The organism is uncultured Arthrobacter sp., assembly GCF_902805515.1.
Classification (GTDB): domain Bacteria; phylum Actinomycetota; class Actinomycetes; order Actinomycetales; family Micrococcaceae; genus Arthrobacter_D.
Genome location: NZ_CADCTE010000066.1, coordinates 15,794 through 31,561, shown reverse-complemented (window position 1 = coordinate 31,561; position 15,768 = coordinate 15,794). Strand labels below are relative to the sequence as shown.

Sequence of the window (15,768 nt, the reverse complement as noted above, 5' to 3'; positions counted from 1 at the left end):
GTGTCGAACGTGAAAATTGCGGCCATCGTTCCCTGCCACAACGAGGCGGGAGCGATCGGCAAGGTGGTCACCGACCTCCAGGCATCGCTTCCGACGGCGACAATCTACGTCTACGACAACTGCAGCGACGACAACACCGCAGAGGTGGCGCGGGCGGCAGGAGCCGTGGTGCGGTTCGAGGACCGGAAGGGCAAGGGCAATGTCATCCGGCGGGCCTTCGCCGACATTGACGCCGACGTGTATGTGCTCATCGATGGCGACGACACCTACGACGCCGCGGCCGCCCCGGAGCTGATCAACAAACTCCTCGATGGTCCCTACGACCAGGTGACCGGCGTGCGCCGGCAGGAGAGCGACTCCGCCTACCGGTCCGGACATGAGCTCGGGAACCGTTTCTTCAACGGCATCGTCGGATTGATCTTCGGGTACAAGGTCGAGGATATGCTCAGCGGCTACCGGGTCTTCTCAAAGCGCTTTGTCCGATCATTTCCCGCACTGTCCCGGGGCTTCGAGATCGAGACCGAACTGACGGTCCACAGCATCAGCGCGCGCATTCCGCAGGCGGAACTGCCCATCGCCTTCCGGGACAGGGCGGAGGGCACCGAAAGCAAACTCCGGACCTACCATGACGGTCAGCGCATCCTTCGGACGGTGCTGAAACTTGCCCTGCACGAGCGGCCGGTTCCCACCTACGGCCTGATTTCCGGTGTGCTTGCCGGAGTGGCGCTGATCCTGGGCCTCCCGATCATCGTCGAATTCGTCGACACCGGACTGGTGCCGCGCCTTCCGACGGCCCTGCTCGCCTCCTCGCTCGTGATCCTCGCCGTACTTGCCATGATCAGCGGCACGTTGATGGATGTGCTGAAGAAGATGCGCGACGAGAGCTCCCGCCTCGCGTACCTCTCCTGGGAGGTGGTCGGGCATGGGTGACGGCAGTACCTCCCGGGAGGAGTTGTCGTTGAGGCTGCGCCGCCGTCCCTCGCTCCTGCGGGTGTCCGGTTACTTCGTCGGTGGGTTCGTCGCCCTTCAGATTGTGTTTTTCCTGTTCCTGGTGGTTGGGCAGGCGGTTCCCGACCGGCCGATCCTCACGCACCTGATCCATTCGATCAATGCCGGAACCTACGGACCCTCGTCGACTCCCGACCGGATGGGTGGAACCTCAGACGCGTTCACCGAGTGCGTCGTGGTCGGCACCGGCCTCGGGTCGAATCCCGGGGAGAGCGCCTTCGACCGCGCCGTGTACATGCCGCGGATCTCCAACTGTGCGCGGGGCGTGGAAGACATCCGCCTGCTGGCCGCGGGAGGTGATCCGGTGAATGGCGACTACTACAAGTACTGGGCCGGATACACCATCATCACGCGTCCCGTCCTCGCCCTGGCCGGCATGGACGGAGTGCGGATCGTGGCGGGCGCGATGCTGCTGGGATCGCTGGTACTGGCGTTCTCGCAGGTCGCGCGCAGGACGAGCAAATACGCGGCCCTCGCGTTGATGGGCCCGGTGCTGCTGGCCACCAACATCATGTCGACACCCTCGACATCCTTCAGCCAGGCGATCTCCCTGTCCTTCATCTTCCTCAGCACTGCCCTGGTGGCGTGGGGTGCGGGAGGCGGCCGTGCGCGCCTCGCCGGATCGACGATCCTCGGGGCAGCCCTGTTCTGCTTTGTCGACCTGCTTACGACTCCCGCGATCCCCTGGGCGCTGGCCTCCGCTGTGGCGGCCGCGGTGACCTACCGTCGGTTCGGGAAGCTTGCCGGGACCGTGGCTGCCGGAGTAGGAGTGGCCGTGCTCTGGCCGCTCAGCTTCTTCCTGACCTGGGCGTCCCGATGGGCCATTGCCGCCCTGTTCCTTGGTTGGAACGAGGTGACGACCTTTGTCCGGGGCAACGTTGAGTACCGGACGGCGGGTAAGGAGACCTGGCTCGACACCGCTTTCGGTGCCCCGACCAGGGCGAACGCGCTGTTCTGGTTGAATCACGTGCCGACTTCCCGGTTGGTCCTTCTGGCGGTGCTCCTGCTGGGGGTCGTCACGCTGCTGATCGCGGTGCGCCGCGGGGGAGTCCGGCGGATTGGTGTCGCGATGGTCCTGGCCCTGCCGGTCCTGGTGGTCCCGGTTTGGTACGAGGCCCTGAGCAATCATTCGCAGATCCACGCGTTCTTCACCTACCGGGCAGTGCCTGTCGCCCTTGGGATCTGCCTGTTTGCGTGTGCCATCGCCATGGTGGAGCGGCGCCGAGATGCTGGAACGGGAAGGCACGAAGCAGTGGCGCCCGCCGAACCTCAAAAAGAAAGTGTGTCATGAGCTATATCGCTGAAACCGCGGACGTCTCGCCCGATGCCGTCATCGGGCAGGGGTCAAAGATCTGGCATCTGGCGCAGGTGCGCGAAAACGCCCGGCTGGGCGAGAACTGCATCGTGGGACGGGGAGCGTACGTCGGAACCGGTGTCGAAATCGGCGCCAACACCAAGATCCAGAACTACGCGCTGGTGTACGAGCCCGCAGTGCTCGGCGAGGGCGTGTTCATCGGCCCGGCCGTTGTCCTGACGAATGACACCTACCCCCGGTCCATCTCTCCCGATGGAAGCCTCAAGAGCGCCCACGACTGGGTGCCGGTCGGGGTCACCATCGAGAAGGGTGCGGCCATCGGCGCGCGTGCAGTCTGCGTGGCGCCGGTGACCATCGGCGCGTGGGCGACGGTCGCCGCGGGCGCCGTGGTCACGAAGGACGTCCCGCCCTACGCCCTGGTTGCCGGCGTTCCGGCCAAGCGCCTCGGCTGGGTGGGCAGGGCCGGACACCCGCTGAAGGCTGAAGGTTCCTTCTGGGTCTGCCCGGAGACCGGGGAGCGGTACGAGGAAACGAACGACACACTGAAACCAGTAGGGGTAGAGGCATGAGCAAGGACTTCATTCCAGCAGCAAAACCGATCGTCGGAGACGAAGAGCGCGCGGCCGTCGACGCCGTCCTCGTTTCGGGAATGCTGGCACAGGGTGCCGAGGTTGCCGCGTTCGAGAAGGAATTCTCCGAGGTCCTCCTCGACGGCCGCGCGGCCGTCGCCGTGAACTCCGGAACGGCAGGACTCCACCTTGGACTGCTGGCCGCGGGTATCGGCCCCGGCGATGAGGTGATCGTCCCGTCCTTCACCTTCGCGGCCACGGCGAACTCCGTCGCGCTCACCGGCGCAACGCCCGTCTTCGCCGACATCGAACTCGATCACTACTGCCTCGACATCGCCCATGTGGCTTCCCTGATCACGGAGAAGACCAGAGGGATCATGCCGGTCCACCTCTACGGACACCCGGCCGACATTGAGGCCTACCGGACGCTGGCTGACCGCCACGGGATCGCCCTCTTCGAGGACGCAGCCCAGGCGCACGGCGCCTCACTGGGCGGGCGTCAGGTCGGCACCTTCGGCGACTTCGCGATGTTCTCGCTCTACCCGACGAAAAACATGACCTCCGGCGAGGGCGGGATGGTCTCCACGGGCAACCCCGAGATCGAACGCCGGCTGCGCCTGCTGCGCAACCAGGGCATGGAGCGCCAGTATGAGAACGAGCTGGTCGGCTTCAACGCCCGGATGACGAACCTTCACGCCGCGATCGGGCGCGTCCAGCTGACGAAGGTCGGGGGATGGACCGCACAGCGCCAGGCGAATGCCGCCTTCCTTTCCGCGAATATCGAAGGCGTGGCAACGCCAACGGTGGCCGAGGGCGCAGTGCACGTGTACCACCAGTACACAGTGCGGGTCGACGGCGACCGGGACGGCTTCGCCGCCGCCCTCAAGAACGAGTACAACATCGGCTCGGGTGTCTACTATCCGATTCCGAACCACCGCCTGCCCTCCTTCCAGCGCACCGAGGACCTTCCCAACACGGAAACCGCCTCCCGCGAGGTCCTGTCGCTGCCGGTTCATCCGTCGCTGGACTCCGAGGATCTCGACCGGATCGTGACCGCCGTCAACGCCCTGGCGAAGGCGGGTGCCTAGCATGGCGGATCTCCGGGTCGGACTGATCGGACTGGGAATGATGGGGCGCCACCACGCCCGCGTCATCCGGGAGGTCGAGGGCCTCGAGCTGGTCGCCGTCGCCGACGCGTACGGCGATCCGCACGGGGTCGCAGGGAAGCTTCCGGTCTGCGCGTCGGTCGATGAGCTGATCGCCGAAGGCATCGACATGGCGGTGTGTGCAGTGCCGACCGGTCTGCACGAGAAGGTCGGGCTGGCCCTGGCCGGCGCCGGCGTCCACACCCTCGTGGAGAAGCCGATCGCCGACACGGTCGAAGCCGGCCAGCGTCTCGTCGAAGCGTTCGAGAACGCCGGCCTGATCGGGGCCGTCGGGCACATCGAGCGGTTCAATCCCGCGCTGCAGTCGCTGCGCGCGCGCATTGAAGCGGGCGACCTGGGGGAGGTCTACCAGATCGCCACCCGGAGGCAGGGTCCCTTCCCCGCCCGCATCGCCGACGTCGGCGTCGTGAAGGACCTGGGCACCCACGACATCGACCTCACTTCGTGGCTCGCCCGGTCGCCCTTCACCTCCGTGTCGGCCCGCACGAGCACCCGCTCCGGGCGGCCGCACGAGGACATGGTCACCGCCTCGGGCCAGCTCGCCAACGGTGTGATCACCAGCCACCTCGTGAACTGGCTCTCCCCGATGAAGGAACGGCTCACCGTGGTCACGGGGGAGAAGGGCGCCTTCGTCGCCGATACGCTCACCGCGGATCTCACGTTCTACGAGAACGGCACCTTCACCACCGAGTGGGAGGCCGTTTCGAACTTCCGCGGCGTGTCCGAAGGCAACATCACCCGCCTCGCGCTGACGAAGCGCGAACCGCTGCGCGTGGAGCACGAGGCGTTCCGGGACGCCGTGCTGGGGATCTCGAACAACACCGTCACCATGCGCGAGGGTCTCAATACGCTCCGCGTGGCGGAGGCGATGATTCAGGCGGCCAACACCAATTCGACGATCGGCCTCGGCCTGTGAGTTCGAAGGTACTGCTGGCCACCCGGCTGTATCCGCCCGAGGTGGGAGCGGCAGCGTTCCGGCTTCAGGCGCTCACCAGGGGCCTCACCGACGCCGGCGCCGACGTCTCGGTGCTCACCACGCGTCCGCCGCGCGGCACCGATGACCCCCGCCCCGCCAAGGGAGTCAAGCGCTGGCCGGTGCTCCGCGACAGCGGCGGAAACGTCCGTGGCTACGTCCAGTACATGAGCTTCGACCTTCCGCTCTTCTTCCGGCTCCTTGCCGCGCGGGCGGACATCGTCGTCTCCGAACCGCCCCCGACCACCGGTCTGATGGTCGCACTGTCGTCATGGCTCCGCCGCCGCCGCTACGTCTACTACGCCGCGGATATCTGGACCGATGCGCTGGCCGCAACCAGTGCTCCGGCGCCGGTGGTGAGCATCATGCGCTCCATCGAGGGCGTGGCGCTGCGGAAGGCGCTGAAGGTCATTGCCATCTCACAGGGCGTTGCGGACCAGACACGGCAGTTTTCGGTCGACCCGAGCCGGGTCGTCGTCGTCGGCAACGGCGTGGACACCGAAACCTTCTCTCCGGACGGGCCGGCAGCCGAGCCGGGCTATCGATACTTCGTCTATACGGGGACGATGTCCGAGTGGCAGGGCGCGGAGATTTTCATCGACGCGATGGAGGAAGTGCTGCTGCGCTTCCCGGATGTGCGGCTTCACTTCTTCGGCCAGGGATCGGCCGAGGCGGCACTCAAGGAAAAGGCCGCCCGCATGGCCGACGACCGGATCCGCTTCGGCGGGGTCGTGCCGCCGGCCGAAGCGGCCACCTGGATTCGGGGGGCGGCCGGCTCACTCGTCAGCATCGTTCCCGACCAGGGCTACGACTTCGCCAAACCGACGAAGATCTATGCGGCGGCGGCCTGCGGGACACCGGTGATCTACGCCGGCAAGGGGGCGTCGGCTGGAATGGTGGCCGAAGGCGGCCTTGGGTACGCCAGCGGCTTCTCGTCGACCGAGGTCGCCAAGGCCATGATCCGGCTCCTCGAGGAGCCGGACCATGGCCGTGCGGCGCGGGCCGCGTGGGTCGAGGACAACGCCTCGCTCCGGACCTCGGGACGGCACGCCGCCGCCGAGGTGCTGCGCGCTATCGAAGAAGGGCGCTGACCACCTGCTGGGCCGCTGCCCCTTCACCGTAGGGGGCGGCGTCGGTCGGCTGGGGCGCGGGGCGCTGCACCACCGAGGTGAGCGAAGCCAGGTCCTCCGACACGAGGACGTTCCAGCCCAGGTCCACCGTCTCCACCCACTCGGTCTCCGGGCGGATGGTGGTGCACGGCACCCGCAGCAGGAAGGCCTCCTTCTGCAGCCCACCGGAGTCGGTGACGACGCCGGCGCTGTGGGAGACGGCGTTCACCAGCTGCGGGTAGGCCAGCGGCGACGCGACCCGGATGGACCCGGTCTCCAGTTCAAGGCCATGGCGCTCGGCGAGACCGACAAGCCGGGGGTGGGCCAGGAGGAGGACCGGCTTATCCAGGGCGGCCAGCGATTCAATAATCAGCTTCAGCCGGTCCGGGTCGTCGGTGTTGTCAGGACGGTGAATGGTGCTGACGTAGTAGTTCCCGGGGCTCATCCCAAAGGGCACCGCTTCGCCGCGTGCTTCAACAGCGGCACGGGTTCGGAACAGGACATCGGTCATGACGTCTCCCACGAGCACCGTGCGTTCGGCGAGACCCTCACGGCTGAGATGGTCGACGGCGACCTTGGTCGGCGCGAGCAGCAGGTCCGAGGCATGGTCGGTCAGCACCCGGTTGTGCTCCTCCGGCATGCGGCGGTTGAACGAGCGCAGCCCTGCTTCGAGGTGGGCCAGCGGAATGTGCATCTTCACCGCCGCGACCGCAGCAGCGAGCGTTGAGTTCGTGTCGCCGTATACGAGCACCCAGTCGGGGCGGACCTGCTCGAAGATTTCCTCAAGCCCGGTCAGCATGGCGCCCGTCTGCTGACCGTGTTTCCCCGACCCGACCCCCAGGTTGAAGTCCGGCTCGGGAATTCCCAGATCACTGAAAAACACGTCCGACATCAACGCGTCGTAGTGCTGGCCGGTATGGACAATGAGGTGGTCGGCGCGGCCCTTCATCGCTGCGGCAATCGGCGCAAGCTTCACAAACTGGGGGCGCGCGCCAACGACGCTGAGAATACGCATGGGAAAATCCTATCGTTCCGGGGTTGAGCCGGAGGTCGTTGAGGAATTCAGGCTGAGCAGCCTGCGCAGGATCGAGCGTTCCGTGGATTCGTCCGACTCGGAACTGAGCTGCCGGGCGGCCCGGTGCGCATTGGCCTTGTACCGCGCGATGTCTTCCCGGCTCATCCCTTGGATACTCCGGATCAGAGCGGCCGGTGAGTGGTCCTCTGTGATGGCACCGAGGTCGCTCTCCCGAATCAGCAGTGAGGTTTCGGGCGAGGGGCTGAAGACGATCGCCAGCCGGGCCTGGACAAAGTCGAAGAACTTGTTGGGGAGCATGAGTTCATGGTTCTTCGTCTGGGGAGGCAGGGAGAAGATTCCGATGTCGTACCGGTTCAGTACGGCCGGTAGTTCCTCCGGCTTGACCGGGTCGTGGAAAGTGACGCGGGCTGCGCCGGCCGCAAGCTCCTCGAGGAAACGGCGGTACTTTCCGCCGTCCCTGGCCGGGACCAGGTAGAAGTCGAGACTGTACTGGGGGCCAAGTCCCGCGGCGGCTTCAATCATTCCCTCGAGGTTCCTGCCGGGAACAGCTGCCCCACTGTGCACCAACCGGATGGCGTCTGCATCGACCGGCACCGGTTCGAGATCCACGAAGGGCCTGGCGTTCCTCACGGTCTCCGTGGCACAGCCGAAGGCACTCTCGTAGAGGGCCGCAATCGAGTCATTGACCACGGTCACCGCCTGGGTTTCAGGAAGGTAGCGGGCGCAGACGTCGGTCATGAACGGTTTGACGAGCAGTTTCCAGGACCGCACGTGGGCGCGTTCTTCGGGCGCCCACTCATGCATGTCCCCCCACACCGGCGCACCCTTGGCGATGCGGTGCGCAAGGGGGAGTGCGCGGGCTTCGTTCGCGACAACCAGGTCGTAGGTGCGGCCGGCATTGAGCTGGAAGGCACGCTGCACCGCCGGCGCGATGAGTTCCGCCCGGCGGTGGAGGCGCAGTGCCAGAAGAGCAACCCCAAGAGGCGTCTGTGGGAGTGAAGGAAGGCTCGCATCGATCTCCAGATGATCCGAGGCGGCGTCGGGCTTCACGCCATAACTCAGGGTTGTGACGTCCCCAAACTCGGCGAGAACCTCCAGCTGACGGAGCACGCGCGCATCAGCGCGGATGTCGGAAAAGGAAATGCAAAGTATTTTCGGTCGCATACTGCAACTCTAGGTGTAGTCGGACGGGCCGATGGCGCGGAACGCCGCCCGCGTATCCCCGCCCGAGCCGCGCTGCGTGGCGGCTCTCAGACCGAGGTCGGGTAACCTTGACCCCGCAGGTAGGGACGTTCTCTGTCTGGCCAATCGAAGCAGGAGTTTTTGTGAGCGTTGATCTCGTCATCGTGGGATCTGGTTTTTTCGGCCTAACCATTGCGGAGCGAGCGGCCACAGAGCTGGGGCTCAAAGTAGCTGTAATCGATCGCCGTCACCATGTGGGCGGCAATGCCTACAGTGAGAATGAGGCGTCCACAGGTATCGAAGTGCACCGCTATGGGGCGCACCTCTTCCACACCTCCAACGAGCGGGTCTGGGAGTACGTCAACCGATTCACCTCGTTCACCAGCTACCAGCACAAGGTGTACTCAAGCCACAAGGGCGAGGTCTACCCGATGCCCATCAACCTGGGCACCATCAACCAGTTCTTCCGGTCTTCGCTTGGACCCACGGCGGCGCGCGAGCTCATCCAGGAGCACGCGGGGGAGCTGGCCGGAACCGATCCGCAGAACCTCAACGACAAGGGCGTCCAGCTGATCGGACGGCCGCTGTACGAGGCGTTCATCAAGCACTACACCGGGAAGCAGTGGCAGACCGATCCCAAGGATCTCCCGGCCGACATCATTTCGCGGCTTCCCGTCCGGTACACCTACGACAACCGGTACTTCAACGACAAGTACGAGGGCCTGCCGACCGACGGCTACACGGCGTGGATCGAACGCATGGCGGCCCACCCCAACATCGAGGTGCACCTCAACACCGACTTCTTCGACGACGGGCACGCCTTCTCGCGCACGTCCACGCTCGGCCAGGTCCCGGTCGTTTACACCGGCCCCGTGGACCGCTATTTCGACTACGCCGAGGGGAACCTGTCCTGGCGGACCATCGATCTTGAGGAGGAAGTCCTTCCGATGGAGGACTTCCAGGGCTGCTCCGTCATGAACTACCCCGACGAGGACGTGCCCTATACGCGCATCCACGAGTTCCGGCACTTCCACCCCGAGCGGGATTACACGAAGGACGCGACCGTCATCATGCGCGAATTCTCCCGTTTCGCGGAGAAGGGCGACGAACCGTACTACCCGGTGAACACCGCCGATGACCGCGCCAAGCTCCTCGCCTACCGCGACCTGGCCCGCGGTGAAGAGTCGGTGCTGTTCGGTGGACGCCTCGGCACCTATAAGTACCTCGATATGCACATGGCCATCGGCTCCGCCCTCGCGATGTACGACAACAAGATCAAGCCGCACTTCAGTGGCGGCGCCCGGCTTGAAAGTGGAGGAGTGGACGCGTGAGCACGACGGTAAAGGCTGACACCAAGAAGACCCGCAGCGCCCAGGACATGAAGTGGAAGACGGTCCACCGGGTGGTGTTCCCCGAAGCCGCCGACATCGACACCATGCCGCTCTATGTCGACTTCAACAACTCCCAGCGCGTTGTGGAGACGGATTTCCCCTCGCCAGCCCCGGGCGCGGGCGCCGCTGCGGCCGGCGGGGCCGAGGTCCACCCCGACTACGTCCTCGACCGGCGCAGCCTGTCCCTGCCGGCCCATGAGAGGGTTTCGCTCGGCACCTACTTCAACGCGTTCCCCGCGAGCTACTGGCAGGCACACACCGCGGTCCGGACGGTCCGCCTGACCATTGAGCTGACCGGCGAGGCAACGGTCGTGGTCTACCGGTCGAGTTCACGTGGTGCAGCGAACCGGGTGAGCAGCATGCGCGCCGACGGCACCGGGTCCACCCCGGTGGTCGTCGACCTTCCCATCACCAACTTCGGTGACGGCGGCTGGTACTGGTTCGACCTCGCGGCCCATGGCAGCGCGGTCCGGCTGACCAAGGCGGAGTGGAGCGTTCCCGAGCCGGACGGATTCGAAGCCGGGACGCTCTCGATCGCCGTGACCACCTTCAACCGGCCCGATTACTGCGTCCGCAACCTGGGCATCCTCGGGGCCTCAACCGAACTGCTCAAAGTCCTAGACCGGGTCATTGTCACCGACCAGGGCACCCAGAAGGTCCGGGAGGAGCCCGGGATCGACGAGGTGACGTCCGTGCTGGGTGACCGGCTGGCGATCGTGGAGCAGGCAAACCTCGGTGGATCCGGCGGATTCGCACGCGGCATGCTGGAGACCGTCGAGGACGGCCGCAGCCGCTACGTGATGCTGCTTGATGACGATGTCGAAATGGAGACCGAGGGAATCCTCCGCGCGGTCCAGTTCGCCGACTTCACCCGTAAACCCACCATCGTGGGCGGGCACATGTTCAACCTGTTCGAGCGCTCCGTGATGCACAACTTCGGCGAGGCCGTGCAGCAGTACCGCTTCACCTACGGCGGCACCGTGAACACCCGGGAGGCGCACGACTTCGCCGCCAGCAACCTGCGCACCACGCCGTGGATGCACCGGCGGATCGACGTCGATTACAACGGCTGGTGGATGTGCCTCATCCCCACCCAAATCATCAAGGAAATCGGCCTCGCACTGCCCGTCTTCATCAAGTGGGACGACGTGGAGTACGGCATCCGGGCCAAGTCCCACGGGTTCACGACGGTGACCCTTCCGGGCGCGGCCGTCTGGCACATGCCGTGGACCGAGAAGGACGACACGATCGACTGGCAGGCCTACTACCACCAGCGCAACCGGTGGGTGGCCACCATGATCTACTCGCCGTACAAGCGGGGCGGGCGCATGCCGAAGGAAAGCTTCGCCGTGGACGTGCGCCACCTGCTGTCCATGCAGTACTCGGCGGTGGAGCTGCGGCTCCAGGCCCTGGCCGATGTCCTCGAGGGGCCGGACCACCTCCACCGCACCATCGGAACGAAACTTGGTGAGGTCCGTGCCACCCGTGCGCAGTTCGACGATGCCCGCGTGTCGAAGGACCTTGTCGACTTCCCGCCGGTAAAGCGCAGCAAGCCCCCCCGGAAGGGCAAGGGCGCGGCGCCGGCCCGCACCCGGCCCGCGGCCGTGGTGAAGCTGCTTGCGAGCGCCGTGCACCAGCTGAAGCCCGTTTCGGAGAGCGCGGTGCGCAATCCCGAGGAGCATGTCGCGGCCATGGATGCCCGGTGGTGGCGGCTCGCCCAGCTGGACTCCGCCCTGGTCACCTCTTCCGACGGCACGGGGGCCTCCTGGCACAAGCGCGACGCCGAGAAGGTACGCGAACTGGCACTGCGGAGTGCCGACCTGCACCGGCGCCTGCTCCTCAACTGGAGCGAGCTGGCCGAGCAGTACCAGAGGGCGCTGCCCCAGTTCACCTCGCAGGAAGCGTGGAAAGAAACCTTCGCCGTCAACGGACCGGACAACCCCGCCGGAGGGACCAAAGAGTGAAGATGGATGTCTCTACGCCGGATGACGGCACTGTAGGCCTGGTCTCGCCCGGGCGCGGTGCCGGACTCCGGGACGTTCTCAGCAGCAGGTTCCTCCTGAAGCTGCTCGTCGATAAGGAGATCAAGGTCCGCTACCGCGGCTCCGTCATCGGCCTGCTGTGGTCCTACGTCAAACCCGGCGTGCAGTTCATCGTCTTCTACATCGCGCTGGGCATCTTCCTCGGCCTCGAGCAGAGCGCACGCAACCCCGGAGGGCTGCCGAACTACGCCATCTATCTCTTCTCCGGGATCGTGCTCGTCAACTTCTTCTCGGAAGCACTCGGCAATGCGTCGAGGTCGATCGTGATGAACGGCGGATTGATCAAGAAGATCTACCTCCCGCGCGAACTGTTCCCGGTGTCCGCCATCTGGGTGTCCGCCATCCATTTCCTCCCGCAGATCATCATCCTGATCGTCGCGTGCCTGTTCGCCGGCTGGACGCCGTCCGTCCTGCAGCTTGGCGCCGCCGTGGTCGGGTTTGTCATTGTGGCGTTGATGGCCACGGGTCTCGGCCTGATCTTCGGTGCCGTCAACGTCTATTTCCGGGACGCCGAGAACCTCGTGGACCTGTTGCTCATGGTCGCGACCTGGGCGTCGCCGGTGCTCTACGCCTGGACCACGGTGCGGGACCAGTTGGGTCAGACCGCCCTGAACATCTATCTGCTCAACCCGCTGACCGTTGGAGTGGAGACCTTCCACTACGCGTTCTGGATGCCCACCGCCGACCAGACCCAGGCGCTGCCGCCCTCCTTCCTGTCGCTCTGGGTTCCGATCGCCCTGGCCCTCTCCATCGTCACGCTGGTCCTCGGGCAGCTTCTTTTCCGCCGGCTCGAGGGCCGCTTCGCCCAGGAGTTGTAGACAATGCCCATATCGATCGACATCAAGAGCATCGAGAAACGGTTCGTGCTGCGCCATACGCGCTCCATGAAGGAGACCTTCCTGTGGCTGCTCAAGGGCAGGCGGGGCGATCTCTACAAGAAGTTCTCCGCCCTCGAAGGCGTTTCCTTTACCGTGGAGCAGGGGGAGACGGTCGCTCTGCTCGGCTTCAACGGCTCGGGCAAATCAACCCTGCTCAAGCACATCTCGGGTGTCATGCTGCCCGACGCCGGCACCGTCCGTACCCGGGGCCGGGTGGCAGGCCTCATCGAGGTCGGTGCCGGGTTCCACCCGGACCTGAGCGGGAGGGACAACGTCTTCCTCAACGGCTCGATCCTCGGGATGAGCGAAAAGGAAATCCGGGAGCAGTTCGACTCGATCGTCGAGTTCTCGGAGATCGGCGAGTTCATCGACACCGAGGTCCGCTTCTACTCCTCGGGCATGTACCTGCGCCTGGCGTTCGCCGTGGCCGTGCACACCAACCCGGACATCTTCCTCATCGACGAGATCCTCGCGGTGGGCGACGAGCCGTTCCAGAAGAAGTGCCTGGCGAAGATCAAGGAGCTGAACGAGGCCGGGAAGACCCTCGTCGTGGTCAGCCACGATCTCGACATGGTCAGCAAGGTCTGCGACCGCGGGATCGTGCTTGAGCGCGGCAGGGTCGTCATGGACGGTGAAGTGGGAGACGCGATCGCCCACATCCGCGCCAGCTGAAATCCACGCCGCGGTTTCACCCGGAAACGAAGAATGCGGAGGCCGCTGCGGCCTCCGCATTCTTTGTTTCCACGCTCAGTGCGATCCGGGAAGGACCGGGCGGCGCCGCGGGCTGCGGCACCGTACGGCCTAGGAGCAGTTCGCCACCCGGTACAGCCGGGCGTCGCCCTCGCTGTCGACGAGTTCGAGGTTGGCCGCTCCTGCCGCGTCATCGAAGGCGGGATAAAGATAGGCCTCTTCACGGTCGAGGAGGTAGAAGTCGCCGAAGTCCAGCACATACTCAACGCGTTTCTCACGGGCAATGGCGCAGGCCTCCGAGCCGGCTGCTGCGTCGTCGAGTTCCTCCGCCAGGACGGCAAGGTCCGGGCGCAGCGCGCCGGGGCCCATGTGGTACTGGGTCACACTGCGGCCGCTGATCGCATAGGCAAGGGATCCGCCGTTCCACGGATTGACGGCGATGACGGCGTCCTCCGGGACGGTTTCGTCGACCCGTTCGAGCAGCGCCAGTTCATCGAGCGACAGGATGGTGGGGTTTCCCTCGAAGGTGTGGTGGGTCCGGGCTTCAAGGACGAATTCATCGATTGCGCCGCGCTGGCTCTGCAGTCCTCCCAGGACCGCCACCACCGCAACCAGGGCCCCCGCCACCACCTTCTGGGCGGCGGACGGCGTCCGCGGGAACCACAGGAGGCTCCTCCACAGCCAGGCGAGGATCCAGCTGGCGCCAAATGCCGCCACCAGCACGGTGGGAAGCGGAAGGAGTGCGGCCAGGCGCTGCGGGTCCTGGTACCAGCTGCCGGTGGTCAGGATCCGCAGGGGACCCCGGGGCTCCGCGGCGGAGACGACGTAGAGCGCCACAGCCACCGCATAGACCGCCAGCAGCCAGAACAGGGATCGCCTTCTGCACAGGCCCGCCAGCCCGACGACCGTGCAGACCGCGATGACGATCGGAATGCTCCGGTTGTGGGGAGCGCTCGTGACGGCCTGTCCGATGGCACCTGCATAGCGGGTGAAAGGGAGCCAGGTGTCGTATCCGATGAGCAGCGCCTGCCAGATGTACACGAACGCGGCTGCGAAACCGGCGGCGATGAGGAGGGGAAGAATGGCCCCGCGGAAGCTGCGCCGCGTGATCCGGGCTGCCGTCCACCTCCACCAGGCGAAGACGGCGATCGGCAGGGTCAGGGCCAACAACGCAGTGAAGCCATTCGGCTGGGCGAGCGCCAGTGCTGCGATGGAGGCCAGGAAGGCCAGAACGACCACGCCGTACTGGGTACCCGAGCGGGGGCGGATCCTCAGCACCATCATCGCCAAGGCAAGCGCGGCCGGCAGCACCGAGTAGGAGAGGAGGTTCGGGTAGAGCGGACCGAAGTCGATGAGTCCCAACGGGAAGGCGGCGAATCCCGCCGAGAACAGGCCGGCGATCGCAATCAGCGCCATCCGGGGACCGAAGACCACCCGGGCCAACAGCATGACGCCGATGGGCCAGAGCACCGAAGCCACGACCAGGTTGAGGCCATTGGCAGCGACAGGCACCGGCTGCCCCGCGACGTCCGCGACGAGTGCGGCAAAGCCATGCCAGGCGGCCGGATAGATGGCGATGTCCGCTGTCGGGTTGAGCATCCGGCCCAGCGTCAGCGTTGACGCGTCCCCCTGCTCGAGGACCCACCGCACCGCATTCAGGTGGTACACATTGTCGTACCGCTGGGCGATATTGTCTGGGTGGTCGAAGACGCGGACCAGGTTGTAGGCGGAGGCGAGGCCCCCCAGAAGCAGCCCGGCCGAACCGCCGATCGCGGTCGCCCGGTCGATCCTGAAAGAGAATTCACCCCACCCGGACCGGAACGCGAAGCGCTTCACGAGTACCGCCGCTGCCAGGAAAACTCCACAGGCCGCCAGGAAACTGCCCAGCGACCAGCCGATGCCAAGCAGCGACAGCACGACGGCGGACACCCCGGACAGGGCCACCGAGAAGGCCGGTGCAAGACCGATTGAAAGCGGACCGCGCACGTTGAGCGCCGCTGACAGCGCCAGTCCCGGCAGGGTGAGCAGAGCGATCGCTGCGGCGATGGTCGGGAGGGAGTCCCACCAGGACATTTACACTCCTGCGGCTAAGGTGCGGCCGCGCTGATCTGCGCGGGCAGAGAAAGGGGGTTCACCGGGCTCCGGCGAACCTGTCGACGGTATCACGGGCAGGTACCGCGGACCCGCTAGGAGCCGCCGGCCTCCTCCCTGAGCCCTGGCCGGCGGGCGTCCGCCGCGCGGCCCGGACGGTCGGCGTCCGCATTCAGACGGGGCCATTTCCCGGGCCTTCGTGAGGCACCCATGCCGGGCGGCGACCCGGAGCCGGCGGGCCCGGAAATGGAAATGCACAATATCCGGGCGGCCACCCGTCCAATGGTGCGCGCAGACAATTTCCCACAATAAATTCCG

General features: G+C 66.0%; 13 protein-coding genes. 10 read left to right on the top strand and 3 right to left on the bottom strand.

Going from position 1 to position 15,768, the window contains the following annotated elements; all coding sequences use genetic code 11:
* The 6 genes from QZX79_RS05380 to QZX79_RS05355 are packed head-to-tail and all read left to right on the top strand — an operon-like array spanning position 1 to position 6,122.
* Positions 1-930 carry a glycosyltransferase family 2 protein gene (locus QZX79_RS05380; RefSeq protein ID WP_294565680.1) on the top strand — a complete coding sequence of 310 codons (930 nt, stop codon included), beginning with the start codon at positions 1-3 and terminating at the stop codon, positions 928-930.
* Positions 923-2,299, top strand: coding sequence for a hypothetical protein (locus QZX79_RS05375; RefSeq protein WP_294565677.1), 1,377 nt, complete (start codon positions 923-925; stop codon positions 2,297-2,299). The genes QZX79_RS05380 and QZX79_RS05375 overlap by 8 nt, the downstream gene beginning before the upstream one ends.
* Entirely contained in the window at positions 2,296-2,892 is a 597-nt protein-coding gene (locus tag QZX79_RS05370) for an acyltransferase (protein WP_294565674.1), read from the top strand. Before QZX79_RS05375 ends, QZX79_RS05370 begins: the two co-directional genes overlap by 4 nt.
* On the top strand, positions 2,889-3,980 hold the full coding sequence (locus tag QZX79_RS05365; RefSeq protein WP_294565672.1) for a DegT/DnrJ/EryC1/StrS aminotransferase family protein: 1,092 nt from the start codon (positions 2,889-2,891) through the stop codon (positions 3,978-3,980). The genes QZX79_RS05370 and QZX79_RS05365 overlap by 4 nt, the downstream gene beginning before the upstream one ends.
* Before the next feature lies 1 nt (position 3,981).
* On the top strand, positions 3,982-4,974 hold the full coding sequence (locus tag QZX79_RS05360; protein ID WP_294565669.1) for a Gfo/Idh/MocA family protein: 993 nt from the start codon (positions 3,982-3,984) through the stop codon (positions 4,972-4,974).
* Complete coding sequence (locus QZX79_RS05355) at positions 4,971-6,122, top strand: glycosyltransferase family 4 protein (protein ID WP_294565666.1); 1,152 nt, start codon at positions 4,971-4,973, stop codon at positions 6,120-6,122. Before QZX79_RS05360 ends, QZX79_RS05355 begins: the two co-directional genes overlap by 4 nt.
* Here the strand turns inward: QZX79_RS05355 and wecB are convergent.
* Both wecB and QZX79_RS05345 read right to left on the bottom strand, forming a co-directional pair.
* Positions 6,103-7,155, bottom strand: coding sequence for a non-hydrolyzing UDP-N-acetylglucosamine 2-epimerase (gene wecB, locus QZX79_RS05350; RefSeq protein ID WP_294565663.1), 1,053 nt, complete (start codon positions 7,153-7,155; stop codon positions 6,103-6,105). The genes QZX79_RS05355 and wecB overlap by 20 nt on opposite strands.
* 9 nt (positions 7,156-7,164) lie before the next feature.
* Positions 7,165-8,286 (bottom strand): hypothetical protein, encoded by a 1,122-nt coding sequence (locus QZX79_RS05345; protein ID WP_294565660.1) that lies wholly within the window; start codon positions 8,284-8,286, stop codon positions 7,165-7,167.
* Between the two features lie 215 nt (positions 8,287-8,501).
* Here QZX79_RS05345 and glf point away from each other — a divergent pair, with 215 nt between their 5' ends.
* Genes glf through QZX79_RS05325 form a run of 4 tightly spaced genes read left to right on the top strand, consistent with a single transcriptional unit; the run spans position 8,502 to position 13,341 of the window.
* Complete coding sequence (glf, locus tag QZX79_RS05340) at positions 8,502-9,689, top strand: UDP-galactopyranose mutase (protein ID WP_294565657.1); 1,188 nt, start codon at positions 8,502-8,504, stop codon at positions 9,687-9,689.
* Positions 9,686-11,713 carry a glycosyltransferase gene (locus QZX79_RS05335; protein ID WP_294565655.1) on the top strand — a complete coding sequence of 676 codons (2,028 nt, stop codon included), beginning with the start codon at positions 9,686-9,688 and terminating at the stop codon, positions 11,711-11,713. The genes glf and QZX79_RS05335 overlap by 4 nt, the downstream gene beginning before the upstream one ends.
* A gap of 2 nt (positions 11,714-11,715) precedes the next feature.
* On the top strand, positions 11,716-12,609 hold the full coding sequence (locus QZX79_RS05330) for an ABC transporter permease (protein WP_294565652.1): 894 nt from the start codon (positions 11,716-11,718) through the stop codon (positions 12,607-12,609).
* 3 nt (positions 12,610-12,612) lie between these two features.
* Positions 12,613-13,341 (top strand): ABC transporter ATP-binding protein, encoded by a 729-nt coding sequence (locus QZX79_RS05325; RefSeq protein WP_294565650.1) that lies wholly within the window; start codon positions 12,613-12,615, stop codon positions 13,339-13,341.
* A gap of 129 nt (positions 13,342-13,470) precedes the next feature.
* Here QZX79_RS05325 and QZX79_RS05320 read toward each other — a convergent pair whose 3' ends face one another.
* Positions 13,471-15,432: a DUF6541 family protein gene (locus tag QZX79_RS05320; RefSeq protein ID WP_294565647.1), complete on the bottom strand. Its 1,962-nt coding sequence runs from the start codon at positions 15,430-15,432 to the stop codon at positions 13,471-13,473.
* Positions 15,433-15,768: the final 336 nt, after the last annotated feature.